A 16,017-nucleotide genomic window follows, 5' to 3' on the forward strand; every position below is an offset into this window, starting at 1 on the left:
CACCATCCTCACTGCATCAGCTTGACGATTTCCGGTTCAATCTGAGCGGGAGTCAGCCCAGTCGACGCCAGCACCTCGCCCCAGGTGGTTTTCTGGGTTTGCACTTCAGCAAAGATGTCGCCGGCAGGCCGTCCCGTCTGTCGCGACAGAAAGACGGCCAGCAGGACCTGCTGGGTGCCGGCCCCGCGGTCACGTAGCGATTTTAGTACGCCAGCCTCCACGGCGAGCAGACGACCGGCGGTCTCATCGGCGACGGCTGCCGCCAGCGCCGCGTCATCGCCACCCTGTTGGGCGATGGCCTGCACCTGCGGCCCCAGTATATCCGCCGGCAGGGACAGCTCGCGGATAACCACCGACCAGAAACCCTTGTCGGCGCGGGCGTCCATAAGCTCACGTGTGTGAATACCGCTTTTCTCCGACAGATAATGGACCAGCCAGAGGTCTTCCCCGGCAATGCCCCCCATGCGGGCCCGAACCACATCGGCCTTGTTGAGGGCAAAGGCCTGGGCGAAGAACGAGTTGTGGGTGGTGGCCAACAGATAATCCGTCACCTTGTGCGGCTGCTCGGGGTCGTAACTGCGATCCTTGAAGCAATGACAGTTGATGGTGCTTTCACGAGCCGAGGCAGTGGCGGCCGTCAGCAGGGCCACCCCGAAAAACAAAACAGCCAGGAACTTCATACGCATCTGTACATCCTTTCTGCTCAAGCGCCCAGACGCGCCTCGTAGTTTTCCACCATGCGGCGATAGTGTTCTTCCAGCCCTGCCGTCGCCGAAGCCTCGGCCTGCCGGTAGCCTTCCTGCATGGCCGGGCGGACGTCCTCGGGGAGCACCTTTTCGGCCAGGGGGTAGAGGATATTATCCTCCTTGTCGATATGGTCGCGCAGCAGGCGGGCGTAGCCCCGGGCGTTTTCGGCGATACGGCTGACCTGGCCCGGCTCGCCCTCTTTCGCCAGCTGGGCCGCCTCTTCCATGCCGCGGACAAAATCGCGCCCCTGGTCGTGGGCCATCATCATAGCCGCCACCGGAGAATTCTCGCGGGGCATGCCGTTGGCCACCAGCGCCTTGAACAGGACGTCCTCTTCCTTGGCATGATGGAAGCGATCAGCGTAGTTGCGAATAAAGCTCACTGCGTCGAGATAGAACTGCCAGTCGCGGAACTTGCCCTGCTCCAACAGCTCGGTATTCTTCTCCACCAGCGCGATCATGCGCAGGATGAGCTTGTGCTCCTCCACCATCACCTGAGTTACGTTGGTCATAATCAGTTTCTCCTTTCACCGTCCACGCCGATAACCACCACTTCGACCGGGATGTCCTTGCCGGAAGCTTCCAGCGCCTGTTTCACGACCATAACCATACCACGGCAGCAGGGAACCTCCATGATGGTGATGGTGACGGACTGGATATCGTTGTGGGTGAAGATCTGGGTCAGCTTCTCCACGTAAGGGCCGCAGTCATCGAGCTTGGGACAGGCGTTGACCAGGACCTTGTCCTTGATGAAGTCCCGATGGAATTCCGCATAGGCAAAGGGGGTGCAGTCAGCGGCGATGAGCAGATTGGCGTTCTGCAGCCAGGGCGCCGTCGGCGGCACCAGGGTCAGCTGGGTCGGCCACTGGCGCAGTTCCGAAGCGATCCGTCCGCTGGCCTCCTGGGAGGTGCAGGACTTCTTTTCGATGGTGCGTACCTGGGAACCGGGGCAGCCGCAAGCGAGATTTTTCATGGGTGTGTCTCCTTTTAAGTCGTTATAAATCGTTATGGTTACTGTTCGTCCAGATAGGCGTTGATTTCGTCTTCGATCTTCTGTTCCACCTCGTCGCCGAGGGCATGGATGCTGACCACGTCCTTAAGCAGGCAGATGCCCACGCCGCAGGTCACACAGCCGATATCATATTTCGCCAGAATCTCCCCAATGCGGGGATGGTCCTTGAGAACCGTTCCTATTTGAGCCGTGCCGAGATCGTTTTTGAGTTGCATGCTGTTTTCTCCTTTCGTCAGGGTGAGTGCAGAATACCGACAATCCTCCGGGGAAAACATGACGCAGATCAAAAATCGAAAAAAATACGTAAATTCAGTTAATTTGACCTCGGTCAAGAAAACTCTCTCCAGATTGAAAGCCCAGGCGGGTGCAATCCGGGAAAAGTCTGTTATAGATTAAAACTGTCCGTGTGATTCCCGACGCTACCGGTCTGCATAGACCCAATCTTAAACACAGAAAAGAAGGAGGACTCGATGTTTTGCTACCAGTGTGAACAGACTGCTAACGGTACCGGCTGCACCAAAATCGGCGTGTGCGGCAAACAGCCCGACGTCGCCGCCCTGCAGGACCTGCTCGTCTATGGCTTGAAAGGCGTCGCCTTCTATGCCAACGAGGCGCGCAAAGCCGGCAAGAAGGACGCCGAGGTCGATCGTTTCATGCTGGAGGGACTCTTCACCACCGTCACCAACGTCGACTTCGACGCCGAAGCCATCGTCAAGATTCTGAAAAAGTGTGCGCAAATGCGCGACAAGGCCAAGGCTCTCGCCGGACCCGTGGTCGGAAACGTACCCGAAGCGGCCCAATGGCAGCCCGCCGCCGATACCGCCGGCCTGGTCGAACAGGGGGAGGCCCACGGCGTCCAGAGCAACGGCGTCGACCCCGACGTCAAGTCGGTGCAGGAAATCCTCATCTACGGCATGAAGGGCTACGCCGCCTACGCCGACCATGCCCTGATTCTCGGCCGGGAGAGCGATGAAATCTACGCCTTCACCCACAAGGCCCTGGCCGCCACCCTCGACAAGAGCCTCGGTCTGATGGACTTTGTCACCCTGGCCCTGGAGTGCGGCCGCATCAATCTGGTCACCATGGAGCTACTCAACAAGGCCCACACCGACGCCTACGGCCATCCGGTGCCGACTTCTGTCCAGCTCGGCACCAAGAAGGGCAAGGCGATTCTGGTGTCAGGCCACGACCTCAAGATGCTCGAAGAGCTGCTCAAGCAGACGGAAGGCAAGGGGATCAACATCTACACCCACGGTGAAATGCTGCCGGCTCACGGCTATCCGGGGCTGAAGAAATATCCCCACCTGGTCGGCAACTTCGGCGGCGCCTGGCAGGATCAGGCCAAGGAATTCCCCGACTTCCCCGGCGCCATCATCTTCAACACCAACTGCATCCAGCGCCCGGCCAACAGCTACAAGGACCGCCTCTTCACCTGGGGCCTGGTGCAGTGGCCCGACGTCAAACACATCGACGGCTGGGATTTCTCGGAAGTCATCCAGAAGGCCCAAGAGCATGAAGGCTTCGGCGACAACCCTGGTCAGGAAATCCTGGTCGGTTTCGGTCACAACGCCGTCCTCGGCGTCGCCGACAAGGTCATCGACGCCGTCAAGGGCGGTCAGATCAAACACTTCTTCCTGGTCGGCGGCTGCGATGGCGCCAAAACCGGGCGCAACTACTACACCGAGTTCGCCGAGAAGGCGCCTGAGGACACCGTTATCCTCACCCTGGCCTGCGGCAAGTACCGTTTCAACAAGCTGCAGTTCGGCGACATCGGCGGCATCCCGCGTCTGCTCGACGTCGGCCAGTGCAACGACTCCTACAGCGCCGTCCAGATCGCCCTGGCTCTGGCCGATGCCTTCAAGTGCAGCGTCAACGACCTGCCTCTGTCCTTCATCCTCTCCTGGTACGAGCAGAAGGCGGTGGCGGTACTGCTGACCCTGCTTCATCTGGGGATCAAGGACATCAAGATCGGCCCGTCGCTGCCGGCCTTCGTCACCCCGAATGTTCTCAACTTTTTGGTACAGAACTTCAACATTGGCCCCATCGGCACAGCGGACGAGGATCTTAAAGCCGCCCTCGGCACCGCCTGATCGCCAAGGTGAGTCCCACAAAAAAGAGGAGGAAGGCYCGCGRGCCTTCCTCCTCTTTTTTGTCTTTCGCAACCTGGATTGTTTATTTGTCCAGGTGTACGTCCATCTGCGGGAAGGGAATGTTGAGCCCCACTTCCGCGAACTTTTTGTAAACCGTTTTGTTCATGTAAAAATGCACGGCCCAGTAATCCGCCGACTCGACCCAGGCGCGCACAGTGAAATTGACCGAACTGTCGGCCAACGCTCCCACCTCAACGAAAGGCTCCGGGTCCTTGAGAACTTTGTCATGCCCGAGGAGCAGATCCAGCAAGGTCTTCTTGGCCAGATCGACGTCGTCCCCGTAGGCGATACCAAAGGTCCAGTCCACCCGCCGTCTCGGTTCGGTGGAGTAGTTCACCATGGAAGAGGTGGAAAGGCCACCATTGGGGATTATAATCGTCTTGTTGTCCGGCGTGGTGAGGATGGTGTTGAAAATCTGGATTTCCTTGACGGAGCCGGCATAGCCCTGGGCTTCAATATAATCGCCGACTTTAAAGGGCCGGAAAACCAGGATGATGACCCCCCCGGCGAAATTCTGCAGCGTTCCCGACAGCGCCATGCCCACGGCCAGACCGGCGGCGCCGAGAATAGCGATGAACGAGGTCATCTGGATGCCGACCATGCCCAGGACGCTGATGACCACCAGCACCTTGAGCAGGGTCCCGACCAGGCTGACCATGAAGGGGCGCAAAGAGGGGTCAACCTGCTTTTTATCCATCGCCCGGCCGACCATCCGGCTGATCGCTTTGGCCAGGTAGAGCCCCACAACGAGAGCCAGAATGGCCCCGACCAGCTTGGGTCCCCAGAGAACGAAGAGATTGATCAGAGTATCGAGATACTCGCCCCCGGCTTTGAGTTGATCTTCCACGTGCACCTCCTGTGTTGGATGATTAAATAAGCCGAACCTTCGGTCCGACCCATGACCTCAACTTATAGCGCACATTCTTCCAAACTCAAGCTATTTACCTAATTTCCCTCACATTTATACCCAAGTGTCCCTGGTGATGAATAGTTTCCCGCGAACGCGATCAGTCCAGCGCCAGGTATTCGACCTGGACGATCTCCAGCTCCACGGGACCGGCCGGCGCGGTGAAAGTCACCACATCGCCCTCCGAGCGGCCCAGCAGCGCCCGCCCGATAGGGGAAGCCCAGCTCACGTAACCCCGGGCGGCATCGAGCTCATCGACGCCGACAATGCGGTAGACCTTCTCTTCGCCGTCCTCGTTTTCCACCCTGACGGTGGCGCCGAAAAGCACTCGTCCCCTGGCGATTTTTCCCTGCTCCACCGGGTCGACAATGGTGGCCTGTTCCAGGCGTTTGCTCAGAAAACGGATGCGGCTGTCATAGTTCCGCAGCTTGCGTTTAGCATAATGATAATCGGCGTTTTCGCTGCGGTCGCCGTTGCTGGCAGCCCAGGCGGCCGTCTGCACCATTTCCGGACGCAGACGATAGAGGATATCCTTGAGTTCGGCCCGCAGCCGCTCGGCACAGGCGGGCGTCATATAAATCGGGGCGGGTTTGGCAGTGGTCATGCGCTGTCTCTTCCTTTTGGATGATGGTTTCAAAGAGCCATTCTAGGCTTTTTCAGGACCGGCGTGAAGCCCTGAACGCGTAAAAATCCGGTGTGATAACTCCTTGTTTTTCTGCTATGGTTTAATCATGAGCGACGAACGCAAAGATCGACAGCTGTCTCAAAGCGAGCTGATAACCACTCTGGCCCACTATTACCGGGCCGAATCCCAGCGCAGCCTGGCCTGGCGTGAGCGGCTCGACCGCACCACCAACTGGGCCGTCGGCGCCACCGCCGCCTTTCTCGGCTTCGGTTTCAGTCATCCCGAGTTTCCCCATCCCTTCTTTCTCTTCGGGTTGGCCGTCCTCTACACCCTGCTCCTTATCGAGGCCCGCCGCTTTCGCTTTTACGACGCCTACGAATATCGGGTACGTCTCATGCACCAGAACCTTATCTATCACGCCGTCGCCCACGGCACCCTGCGAGACGACCCGGACTTCGACAGCGGCGGCGTCTACTGGCGCGCCGAGCTGGCCTCCGACCTGCGTTATCCCCAGTACAAGATGAGCATCGCCTACGCCATCGGCCGCCGCATCGCCGCCAACTACATCTACCTGTTCATCATTCTCCTGAGCGGCTGGCTGATGAAAATCAAGCTGCATCCCCGCCCCGTCCACAGCTGGGATGATTACCTGAAGCAGGCCACCGTCGGCAACCTGGCCGGCTGGTTCACCTTCGCCTTTATGTTCGCCTTTCTCGCCCACCTGATTGTGCTGCTGTTGATCAGCCATAAAAAGCGCGGGGGGCGAGATGTGCTCCATCCCTTCCGAGAACCCGAACCGGACTAACCTCAAGAGGAAATCCGCATGACTCCCTGCTCGTCGACCCGGCATCGCTGGCGCTGTCTGGTGTTCATTTTCCTCGGCCTGGCGCTGCTGGTGGCCAGCTGTGACAGACCGACGGCCATGTCCCAGGTGGATGATCGCGCCGCTCTGCTCGATACGGATCGAGTCGCCCGCCTCGAAGCGTTTCAGGAGCACCTGCTGCAGGATATCGACATTCATTTCCAGCTGACCCTGCTGGCCAAGAGCCCGACTGATCTCGATGCGGAGGCCCTGCGTCTGTTCGAGGCCCATCGGCTCGGCAGCACCACGAGGGGAGCTCGGGGGGTGCTGCTGCTGGTCGACCCTGTCGGCGAGCAGGTGCGGCTGGAGATCGGCTACGACCTGGAAGGCATCTTCCCCGACGGCTTTGTCGGCTATGTGGAACGGGAGCAGATGGCCCCCTTCTTTGCGGCGGGGCGAATAGCGGACGGCGTGGAAGCCACGGTGGAACTGCTGGTAGGGCGGGCGCTAGGAGAGGTTCCCACCGACTATGGCGGCAAAACCAGCCTGGAGCATCTCAGCGGCGGGGCCGGCGCCCGCCTGGCGACTCCCATCGGCGGCGGCACCTTGAACAAGGAAGCCGTGGAAGACCGGGCGCCTTTTGCGGCCCAACCCTCACCGCGACAGACGCTGGAACGCTATCTCGAGATACTGCAACGGCACATCAAGGATTCCGAGCTGGGGATTTACACCCCGTCCACTCGCGAGTTCTTTCGCCAATGGCTGGTAACCAACGCCCAGCAGGACAACGAGCGCAAAGGGCTGGAGAAAAATCTCCCCCTGGCTGAAGAACATATCAGCGGGTCCCTGGCCGTGTTACGTTTTCCCGTCGAGAATCGGCAGGCCGCCCCCTACTTCTTTCGCCGCGGCGACGAAGGCTGGCAGCTCGACATGGTGTCCATGAGCCGCCTGCTCGGCTTCAACCACAAAAATCAGTGGTTTTTTCGCCACCGCGAGCATGAATTCGCCTTCGCCTTTGACGACCTCCATTTCGATGCCAACGGCTTTCCCCACCGTCGCTGACGGTTGCAAGAAAGCTTTCAGCGATAACCTTCAGCCTGCAAAGAAAAAAGATAGGCATACTGGCCGCCGAGCTTCATTAATTCTTCATGGCTGCCGCGCTCGACAAGGTGTCCCTTGTCGATGACAACGATCTGGTCGGCCATGCGCACGGTGGAGAAGCGGTGGGAGATGAGTATCGTCATCTTGCCGCGGCTGAGCTCGCGGAAGTGTTCGAAAATGGTGGCCTCGGCGGCGGCGTCCATGGTGGCGGTGGGCTCGTCGAGCACTAGGATATCGGCCTGGGTTCGCATGAAAGCCCGGGCCAGGGCGATTTTCTGCCACTGGCCGCCGGAGAGTTCGCGACCGTTTTTGAACCACTTGCCCAGCTGGGTATCGTACCGCTGCGGCAGTTTATCGATAAACTCTTTCGCCATCCCCATGTCAGCCGCCTCTTCCCAGCGTTGCCGGTCTTCGAAGTGCTCGATGTCGCCGGCGCCGATATTCTCGCCGACCAGAAACTGGTAGCGGCCGAAATCCTGAAAGATGACCCCGATGCGGGACCGCAGGGCATCGCCATTCCACTGCTGCAGGTCGAGTCCATCGAGCAGAATGCGGCCAGAGGTGGGCCGATAGAGGCGGGTAAGCAGTTTGATCAGGGTGGTCTTGCCGGAACCGTTTTCGCCGACCAGAGCCAGGCTGTCCCCCGGCTTCACATGGAGGCTGATGTTTTGCAGGGCAGGCTCCTCGCTGCCGGGGTAACGGAAACTGACCTGCTCGAAACGCACCCCGTCCCCCGGTTGCGGTCCCTGCCCCAGTTCACTCTCTCCGGCCGGCACCTCCTGCTCCAGGTACTCATACAGGTTGGACAGATAAAGATTATCCTCGTACATGCCGCTGATGGCCGACAGACTGGCCGAAACAGCCGACTGCCCCTGCCGGAACAGCAGCAGGTACATGGTCATCTGGCCCAGACTGATATCGCCCCGGATGGCCGACAAGGCAATCCAGCCGTAAGCCCCGTAAAAGGCGGCAGTGCCGATGAGTCCCAGAGCGAATCCCCAACTGTCACGGCGCAGGGTCAGGCGGCGATCTTCCGCAAAGAGCATGGCGAAGATATCCCGATAGCGCTGCAGCAATTTCGGCCCCAGGCGGAAGAGCTTGACTTCCTTGGCATAGTCCTCCCGCGCCAGGACCGTTTCGAGGTACATCTGCATGCGTGTTTCCGGCGACCGCCAGCGAAAGAGGCGGAACTTGTCGCCGGAAAATTTGGCCTCGGCCAGAAATTCCGGGATACCGCCGGCCAGCAGGATGAGCACCGTCCAGGGTGAAAATTGCACGAGGAGGACACCATAACTGGCCAGGGAGATGCCGTTCTGAACCAGGCCGAAGGTACGGGTAACCAGGCTCAACGGCCGGGTCGACGCCTCACGCCGAGCCCGGGTGAGCTTGTCGTAGAATTCCGAATCCTCGAAATGAGCCAGTTTGAGCGTCAGGGCTTTTTCCAGAATCATCAGGTTGATGCGTTGCCCCATCAGCGCTCGCAGCAGCGCCTGACAGGTGGAAATGCCGCGCTGTGATCCCGCAATGAGGGCCACCACCCCGGCCTCGGCGGCGACAAGCCAGAGAACGGTCCGCGTATCGGCGCTGCCTGTGAGCTGATGCTGCGCGATCGCCGCGACCACGCCATCGACAATCAACTGCCCGATCCAGGCCACGGCGGCAGGAAGCACACCAGCAACCAGGGTCAGTGCAGCGAAGATCAGGGCCAGGTGGCGACTGGTCGTCCACACCAGCTCAAGGGCACGGCGGCTATAGCGAAAGATGTCGAGAAAGCGCTTCGGTGGGGGGTTGCTCTCGATAGCCAGCGGTGGATATTTCACGGGACATCCTGTCAAAATTTAATGGGGTAAGCGCTGACAAGCATATCATGGCTGGGCGGGGTTAAAAAGAAACGACTTGTTGCGGCAAAGAGGCCTGCCACAAAGAGGCTCGTTGGTGTATAAAGAAGTTCTGATTTCTTTTCAAGGAGTTTGCCGTCATCGCCATGAAGCCGACTGCCCCCATCTCTGACACCGATTTCCGGCGCTGCAAATACTGCGGCAATCTGTCGGCAGAGCCGCTCTACCGCTTGGCCCGCCAGACGGTCTATGGCTGTTCCCAGTGTGATTTTCACACCCTTGACCGGCTTGATCCCATCGGCCCCCTGTCCGGCTCCAACGAAGAGAAGCCTCTGGATGAACGGTCACGGCAGTACATGGAGCAGAGGATGCAGGATGTCGATCCCCTGCTCCCCCTGCGCCTGCAGCTGGTGCGGGAGCAGCGGCCGTTGGCGGGCGCGCGCCTGCTCGATATCGGGGCGGGGACAGGTCAGTTCATGCAGCGGGTGAGCGAGGAGGGAGCCCAGGCCTACGGCTTGGAGCCCAGCGGCCTGCGGCGGCAGTTCGCCCAACTGAAATTCGGCCTGGAGCTGGCGGGAGAGACGATTGAAACATTTTGCGAACACCGGGACAACGTCGCGTCTTTTGACCTCCTCACCCTGTGGGACGTCATCGAACACGTGAATTTTCCCGTGGAAACCTTAGCCGGCGCCAGGCGCTGCCTCAAGCCGGGGGGATATCTCTTTATCGACACCCCCTCGCGGGACGCCCTGGCCTACCGAATGAGCGAGAGGGCCTACCGCCTGTCCGGCGGCAAGGCGACCCTCTTTCTCGATACCTTCTACGAACCGGTTCCTTACGGGCACAAGCAGATATTCCGACCGCAACAGCTGGCCGAGCTTGTCGAAAAGGTCGGCTTCCACCTCATCCGGCAGGACAGCGGTTTTTTCCCTCCCGGAAACCGGCTGCAGAAGCTGATCCGACCCAAAAACCGCATCGTGCTCGTCGCTCAGCGTCCTGCGGACTAGCGTCAGAACTCGTCAGGTTCAGCGCACCGCCGACCAGATCTTGCCCATCCAGCCTTTTTTCTCCCAGTTCTTTTTCAGCCCTCGCTCCAGCAAAACCGGCGCATAGGCCTTGTCTTCCACCATAATGTGGTTGGTCAGCCACTTGCGCAGAAAGACCAGCAGTTCAGGGGTGACCATCTTTTCGCCGCTCTGAACCTTGCGGTTGATATCGATAACCTGTGCGCGCAGCTCGTGGTGGTGGGCGCAATGCGCCTCGTAATCGGGATAGTCGAAGATGCGAAAAAGAGATTCCTCCACGGCAAAATGGACAACGGTATACTGCATGAGCTCATTGAGGACATCCTTGGCAACCTGCAGTTTTTTCTCCCCTGAAATCATGGCATCGTAAAGGCGATTGATCAGGTCGAGCAGCTGCTTGTGCTGCTCGTCAATCTCCTCGATTCCCACGCTGACCTTGTCGTTCCACTCCATAAATGCGGCCATACTTGACTCCCTTCCTGAAAGTTTACTTCACATCACAATTAATGACCTTCGCGGTCATGTTTAGCACTTCATGACATACATTTCAAGCCCTGGTCACTTTTTTATCGATAACTACCTGAGCAAATAAGAAAAACGGGACTCTCTCAAAACAGACTTGAGAAAATCCCGTTCATAAGGTGCCGAAAGCAATCCGGTCAGAACCGGCCGATCAAGTCCCCTTGGTACCGCTCAAATCCATGGTCATCTTGTAAAGACCGTTTTTGACCCGCACCAGGATTTTGTTCTCCAGCAGGATCTGGAAGGCGTTGACCACGGTGGGCTTGCTGGCACTCAGGGCTTCGGCCACTTCGTCGTAGGTACCGTGGAACATCAGATCGTCATCGAGATGGCTGATGATGTACTCGATGATCTGCACCCGCTTGCCGCCGATGGAGTTGAGCATCTTCAGCAGGAAATTCTTGAGGTCAAGTTCTTTTCTCATCATCTTCTGTGACGCGACACCGGAAAGCAGCTCCAGCATTTCATAGAGGTTGAGCGGCTTCAGCAGGTAGCCGTCCGCTTTGAGGCGAATCGCGTCGAGCAGGTATTCCGATTCGGAATGAGCCGAGACGATGATGACGGCGATGCCGGGGTGCTGCTTCTTCACGGCCGCAAGAAGTTCGAGCCCCGTACTTCCCGCCATGCGCACATCGGTGAGCACGATATCGGGCGGTTCCTCCTCGATGGCCTGCAGGGCCTTTTCGGCGCTGGTGACACAGACGGTTTTTTTGCAGAAACTGTTCAGGGCCAGATACATCTGGTCCAGAGCGTCCTGCTCGTCATCGACGCAGACAATGCTTATGCTTTTCAGAGCTTCAAGATTCACAAGAGTTCTCCTCGCTTGTGGCTTTAAATTTCAGACAGATGCAGGCGCCATGGTAGCGCTTGCCTTCGAATTCGAATTCGCGATTTTCGGCCCAGACCTCCCCCTGATCAAGGTTCTCGGCGATCTGCCGGCACAGGTAGAGGCCCAGCCCCGTTCCCGCCGAGTCCTCCTTGGTCGTCAGGTAAGGCTCAAATACTTTGGTCAGCAGCTTGGGCGGTATGCCGCCGCCGTTGTCCTGAAACTCCACGACCACCAAACCGTTTTCCTGGCGGGTGGACAGCAGAATCAGCCGCTCTTCCTCGCGATTGATCAGGGCGTCCTTGGCGTTCAGCAGAACATTGACGGTGAGCTGCACCAGGTCATTGGCGAACCCGTAGGTATGAACGGATCCCTTGATACGGTTTGCAACCAGGATGCGATTCTGTTCGAGAACCGGATGGACGATGCCGATAGCACGGCTGACCGAGTCGGACAGTTCGATAAGCTGGCGCGTCGTTCCTGACGTCAGCAAAGACCGCCAATCCTCGATGATGGTGGTCAGGTACTGGATGTTCTTGTTGGCCGCCCCCACCTGTTTTTTAACAAGGGTGTCATCGAGTTTGCCCAACTGGCTCTGCAACTCGATGTTCTGAATGGTCAGCGACAGGGCATTCAGCGGTTGACGCCACTGATGGCCGATATAGCTGAGCATTTCGCCCAGGGCACACTGTTTGGAGCGATGGGCCAGTTTTTTCCCCTGAGCGGAGATGATCTGGTCGTATTTTCTGAAGCCGAAATAGCTGATGAGAAATAGCACGAGGGCGGTGCAGGCAAAGAAGACAACCCAGAGATAAAAATAGCCCCACTGTCTGTTCCAGAAATCTGACATATCGTAGGCTACCAGCAATCTTCCCACCTCCAAGCCATCATGGCTGGACATCTTCTGATAGGTGCTGATTATATAATGGTTACCATCGACCTTGCGATGAATGACCTCCTGACCAAAATCAATATCCCCTATGATGGTTTGAAAAAAAGCCACATCCTGCTGACGCTTTTCATTATTGAACACCCGTTTAACCTTCTCGGGCACTGAAGTAAAGCGGCTGTCATCGTTCAGGACGCTATCACGGGTGACGATGGCGGTTTTGATTCCCTCCAGAAACCATCCAAGCTTGAAATGAAACCAAGCCGGGTTCAGACCAATTTCGACGGCGCCAACAATCTGCCCATCCGTTTCATTCACCACCGGGAGGGTGATGCCGTAATGGAGTGGAAAACCTCCAAACTCAAAACCTGAGGTTGGCCTTCCCTCTTCAAATGCCGCTTGCATCGAAGTCAATGAGTGATTCGGATAGGTTCCCCTCATGTGAGGATCCTGCTGACTGAAAAGCGGCCTAAAAGCTGAATCAATCACGGTCATGCTTATGACAGGCACAGCCCTGCTATGAAAATCCCGGTAAACAGGTTCGAAGGCCGCCCTTATTTTCTTTTCGTTACCCTCCACAATGTGCCGAGCTATGTCGCTCTCGGCCACGATCGCTTCAATGTAATTCGTGATGCGCAGATCAAGATAAGCCATTTCACTTTCATAAGTGTTATGGATGATGCCATTTATCTTTTTGGCGAAAAATTGATAATCCGACATTCGCTTCTGCAGATCCATTAGCGAAAAGAAAAAGAACATGAGAATGGTCAGGATAAAGGTGAGCCCCACGATTCGGTTTTTGTTTTTCGTGAAAAATCTAGTGCTTGGCGATGTCATATTTCGCCGGCCTCCTCACAACCGGGATTCTGCCTTGTTGGCTCTCATCCCCAAAATGGTTAAAATCTGCACAAATCCATTGGTAACAAAAAATAAACTGACGGTCAAACTATTTCTCTATATACCCTCACTAAAAGTAGCATGACTGCTGATGAATTCGTGCATCTCCCATCAGGAAAATCTCTTAGCTGTCCGCCAAGATACCTGTATTTAAAGCCAAAGATGAGGTGCGGCGGCAACGAGATTTAATTACCGCAGCACTTCCAAGTCGCAGAAAAAAATCTTCTCTCAGAAAATCAAGATCACCAAAAATGTAATTTTTCCATAAAAATTACATTTTTTCTTTTGACAGCCATTTATGGTTTTGTTAAATAAACCTCAGTTTAGGCATTGATGGACATTAAAAACTCAAACCCTTCGTCCTGGAGACGCGTGCCATGAAAAAGATCGCCCTTGCCGTCATGTTACTCGGCATCCTCGCAGCTGTCCTGACTGGAACCGCCTACGAGCCGGACAGCCGCCAAAAAGCCAACACATTTAAAGTCAGACACATTCCCCTCACGCAAGAGTTCATCCAGGAGGGCACTCCCATCATCGACATTCGCACCCCAAAGGAATGGAAAGAAACCGGGATTGTGCCAGACTCCTACCTGCTGACCTTTTTCAACGAAGACGGCAGCCACGACGAACAGGGATTCATAAACAGACTTCAGCAGATAACCGACCACGAAACCCCTCTTGCCATCCTCTGCCGCTCGGGCAACCGATCAGAAAAAGTCAGCCGTTTTCTGGCCAGCCAAGGCTTCCGTTCCGTCATCGACATTTACGAGGGGATAAAGGGCGGGATAGCCCGCGGAGTCGCCCTTGAACCCTACACAGACACCCTTAAACACAAGGAGGCAAAACCATGAACTCCTATTGCGCCTGGTGCGGAAAATCCCTCGACAAGCACCCCTTAATCAAACACTGGAAAACCTGGACAAAAAGGCTGACCGCCGCCTACTCGGTGCTCCTCACCGGAAAACTGCGCCCCGAACGGGACACCCACGGCATCTGCCTGACGTGCCTAAAAAAGCACGAACCAGAACTCTACAGCCAATACATCCAGACCCAGACCGTCAACGCCTAAACCAAAAGGAATCCAACCAACCTCTTAGACCTCAGAAAACCTGGCCACGCCGCATAAAGACAAAAAAAATAAACCTTGGTAAAATTTTTTATTGACACCGTTAAAAGGTTTGGTTAACTTAACCACAAACAAGTTAGTTTAGTTTTAAGCGAAGGCAGTAAAGAAAATCTACAACCCCCAATGAAGCCTTTCCCCATACCGTGAAAGGCAAAAGTCAACAGCCAAGTGTGTAACCACCACGAGAGGAGAAAATCATGAAACGCAAACTGTTCCAAACCCTGATCGCCGCCATCGCCCTGGTCGCCATCTTTGCCGGTTCCGGTTTCGCCTTCACCGAAGGCACCGACTACCTGGTCCTGGAAAAACCGATCCCCAACGCCCAGAATACTCTCATCAAGGTTTTCAGCTACGACTGTCCCTTCTGCTACAAGTATGACAAGGCCGTCACCCCCAAGGTGGTTCCCCAGCTGCCGGCCGATGTGACCTTCCGCCCCTTCCACCTGAAGACCAAAGGCAAATACGGCGAGATGGGAACGAAGCTTTTTGCCGTACTGCTGGCCAAGGATCAGGCCAACGGACTTTCGGACAAGGAACTCTATAGCGACAAGTCCCTGCTGAAGAAAGCCAAGATGGCTTACTACCAGGCCTATCATGACAAGAAAGAGCGCTGGGATGCCGGTGAAGAAGCCTATCTGCAAACCGGCCTGGATGCCGTTGGCATGAGCAAGGCCGAGTTTGAAGAAGGTCTGAAGGATCCCAAGGTACAGGCTCTGATCACCGAGTGGGACCAGTCCTACGACGTCGCCAAGATCCAGGGTATCCCCGGCTTCGTCGTCAACGGCAAATACCTGATCTACACCAAGAACATCAAATCCGTAGACGGCATGCTGCAACTGATTAACGAGCTTCTCAAGAAATAAGGAGGCCTGTCGTGAAACTCATTCAACAGTGGTGGCAAGACCTCCGCTCCGAACCAATCCCGACAATTGCCCGATGGCAGGACCGCCGCTTTCTGTGGCTGCTGATGGCCGGCATGAGTCTCTTCATGGTCATCCTGGCCCACTCGGTCTTTCAGATATGGCTGTACATGAAGCCCTGCGAGCAGTGCGTCTACATCCGCTTCGCCTTCTTCGCCATGGTGATCGGGGGCTTTGTGGCCGCCATCAACCCCAAAAACGCTGTCCTCAAAGTCATCGGCTACGTCTTCGCCATCTATGGCAGCATCAAGGGAGTGCTCTGGAGCCTGAAGCTGAACAAGATTCACCATGTGGCACACAGCGACGATCCTTTCGGCGTACAGGGCTGCTCCACCGACCCGAGCTTCCCCTTCGGGCTGCCCCTGGACAAATGGTCTCCCGAGTGGTTCAAGCCGACGGGTGACTGCGGTTTCGACAACCCCATCGTCCCCGACGGGGCGGTTTTGAGCAGCATGCAGCAGTGGCTGGTCGATTTCTACCGCGACGGTTGGTATCTGTGGCCCCCCTCGCACTTCATGAATATGGCCCAGTGCACCGTCATCACCTTCGGCGTCATCCTGCTCGTCCTGATAATCTGTGCCGCCGCCTGGATCATCCACAGCATTCGCAGCAAAAGCGCAAGCGTCTGAAC

Annotated in this window: 18 protein-coding genes; 8 read left to right on the forward strand and 10 right to left on the reverse strand. The window is 56.8% G+C overall.

Annotated elements, in window-relative coordinates; all coding sequences use genetic code 11:
• Positions 1-8: 8 nt before the first annotated feature.
• From MJO47_RS01755 to MJO47_RS01770, 4 genes are read right to left on the reverse strand one after another with little or no spacing between them, the layout of a single operon-like run.
• Entirely contained in the window at positions 9-686 is a 678-nt protein-coding gene (locus MJO47_RS01755; protein ID WP_253959400.1) for a hypothetical protein, read from the reverse strand.
• Positions 687-703: 17 nt separating this feature from the next.
• Positions 704-1,261 carry a hemerythrin domain-containing protein gene (locus tag MJO47_RS01760; protein WP_253960531.1) on the reverse strand — a complete coding sequence of 186 codons (558 nt, stop codon included), beginning with the start codon at positions 1,259-1,261 and terminating at the stop codon, positions 704-706.
• The gene (locus MJO47_RS01765) at positions 1,261-1,719 is read right to left on the reverse strand and encodes an iron-sulfur cluster-binding oxidoreductase (RefSeq protein ID WP_253959401.1); all 459 of its coding nucleotides are present in this window, start codon (positions 1,717-1,719) and stop codon (positions 1,261-1,263) included. Before MJO47_RS01765 ends, MJO47_RS01760 begins: the two co-directional genes overlap by 1 nt.
• Before the next feature lie 38 nt (positions 1,720-1,757).
• On the reverse strand, positions 1,758-1,973 hold the full coding sequence (locus tag MJO47_RS01770; protein WP_253959402.1) for a hypothetical protein: 216 nt from the start codon (positions 1,971-1,973) through the stop codon (positions 1,758-1,760).
• Between the two features lie 255 nt (positions 1,974-2,228).
• Between MJO47_RS01770 and hcp the strand changes: the two genes are divergently transcribed.
• Positions 2,229-3,848: a hydroxylamine reductase gene (gene hcp, locus MJO47_RS01775; protein ID WP_253959403.1), complete on the forward strand. Its 1,620-nt coding sequence runs from the start codon at positions 2,229-2,231 to the stop codon at positions 3,846-3,848.
• 82 nt (positions 3,849-3,930) lie between these two features.
• Here the strand turns inward: hcp and MJO47_RS01780 are convergent, their stop codons facing one another.
• Together MJO47_RS01780 and greB are read right to left on the reverse strand one after the other, a co-directional pair.
• Positions 3,931-4,755: a mechanosensitive ion channel domain-containing protein gene (locus MJO47_RS01780; protein WP_253959404.1), complete on the reverse strand. Its 825-nt coding sequence runs from the start codon at positions 4,753-4,755 to the stop codon at positions 3,931-3,933.
• A gap of 160 nt (positions 4,756-4,915) precedes the next feature.
• The gene (gene greB, locus MJO47_RS01785) at positions 4,916-5,419 is read right to left on the reverse strand and encodes a transcription elongation factor GreB (protein ID WP_253959405.1); all 504 of its coding nucleotides are present in this window, start codon (positions 5,417-5,419) and stop codon (positions 4,916-4,918) included.
• A gap of 127 nt (positions 5,420-5,546) precedes the next feature.
• Here greB and MJO47_RS01790 point away from each other — a divergent pair, with 127 nt between their 5' ends.
• Positions 5,547-6,245 (forward strand): DUF2270 domain-containing protein, encoded by a 699-nt coding sequence (locus MJO47_RS01790; protein ID WP_253959406.1) that lies wholly within the window; start codon positions 5,547-5,549, stop codon positions 6,243-6,245.
• Positions 6,246-6,263: 18 nt separating this feature from the next.
• Positions 6,264-7,304: a YgcG family protein gene (locus tag MJO47_RS01795; RefSeq protein WP_253959407.1), complete on the forward strand. Its 1,041-nt coding sequence runs from the start codon at positions 6,264-6,266 to the stop codon at positions 7,302-7,304.
• Between the two features lie 17 nt (positions 7,305-7,321).
• Here MJO47_RS01795 and MJO47_RS01800 read toward each other — a convergent pair whose 3' ends face one another.
• Positions 7,322-9,163, reverse strand: coding sequence for an ATP-binding cassette domain-containing protein (locus tag MJO47_RS01800; protein ID WP_253959408.1), 1,842 nt, complete (start codon positions 9,161-9,163; stop codon positions 7,322-7,324).
• A gap of 164 nt (positions 9,164-9,327) precedes the next feature.
• Here MJO47_RS01800 and MJO47_RS01805 point away from each other — a divergent pair, with 164 nt between their 5' ends.
• The gene (locus tag MJO47_RS01805; protein ID WP_253959409.1) at positions 9,328-10,188 is read left to right on the forward strand and encodes a bifunctional 2-polyprenyl-6-hydroxyphenol methylase/3-demethylubiquinol 3-O-methyltransferase UbiG; all 861 of its coding nucleotides are present in this window, start codon (positions 9,328-9,330) and stop codon (positions 10,186-10,188) included.
• An 18-nt stretch (positions 10,189-10,206) separates the two neighbouring features.
• Here MJO47_RS01805 and MJO47_RS01810 read toward each other — a convergent pair whose 3' ends face one another.
• The 3 genes from MJO47_RS01810 to MJO47_RS01820 form a co-directional block, all read right to left on the reverse strand.
• Entirely contained in the window at positions 10,207-10,671 is a 465-nt protein-coding gene (locus MJO47_RS01810; RefSeq protein ID WP_253959410.1) for a bacteriohemerythrin, read from the reverse strand.
• A gap of 208 nt (positions 10,672-10,879) precedes the next feature.
• Positions 10,880-11,536 (reverse strand): response regulator, encoded by a 657-nt coding sequence (locus MJO47_RS01815; protein WP_155877221.1) that lies wholly within the window; start codon positions 11,534-11,536, stop codon positions 10,880-10,882.
• Positions 11,526-12,884 carry a sensor histidine kinase gene (locus tag MJO47_RS01820; protein WP_371926612.1) on the reverse strand — a complete coding sequence of 453 codons (1,359 nt, stop codon included), beginning with the start codon at positions 12,882-12,884 and terminating at the stop codon, positions 11,526-11,528. Before MJO47_RS01820 ends, MJO47_RS01815 begins: the two co-directional genes overlap by 11 nt.
• A gap of 833 nt (positions 12,885-13,717) precedes the next feature.
• On the opposite strand from MJO47_RS01820, the gene MJO47_RS01825 reads away from it, so the two are divergent.
• The 4 genes from MJO47_RS01825 to dsbI all read left to right on the forward strand — a co-directional run bounded on the left by MJO47_RS01825 (position 13,718) and on the right by dsbI (position 16,015).
• On the forward strand, positions 13,718-14,191 hold the full coding sequence (locus tag MJO47_RS01825; protein ID WP_253959412.1) for a rhodanese-like domain-containing protein: 474 nt from the start codon (positions 13,718-13,720) through the stop codon (positions 14,189-14,191).
• Positions 14,188-14,409: a hypothetical protein gene (locus tag MJO47_RS01830; RefSeq protein WP_253959413.1), complete on the forward strand. Its 222-nt coding sequence runs from the start codon at positions 14,188-14,190 to the stop codon at positions 14,407-14,409. Before MJO47_RS01825 ends, MJO47_RS01830 begins: the two co-directional genes overlap by 4 nt.
• Positions 14,410-14,663: 254 nt before the next feature.
• Positions 14,664-15,329, forward strand: a complete 666-nt coding sequence (locus MJO47_RS01835) for a thiol:disulfide interchange protein DsbA/DsbL (RefSeq protein ID WP_253959414.1) — start codon at positions 14,664-14,666, stop codon at positions 15,327-15,329.
• 11 nt (positions 15,330-15,340) lie between these two features.
• Positions 15,341-16,015, forward strand: coding sequence for a protein-disulfide oxidoreductase DsbI (gene dsbI, locus MJO47_RS01840; RefSeq protein ID WP_253959415.1), 675 nt, complete (start codon positions 15,341-15,343; stop codon positions 16,013-16,015).
• Positions 16,016-16,017: the final 2 nt, after the last annotated feature.

The sequence above is a fragment of the Desulfuromonas sp. KJ2020 genome (assembly GCF_024197615.1).
GTDB lineage: Bacteria > Desulfobacterota > Desulfuromonadia > Desulfuromonadales > SZUA-540 > SZUA-540.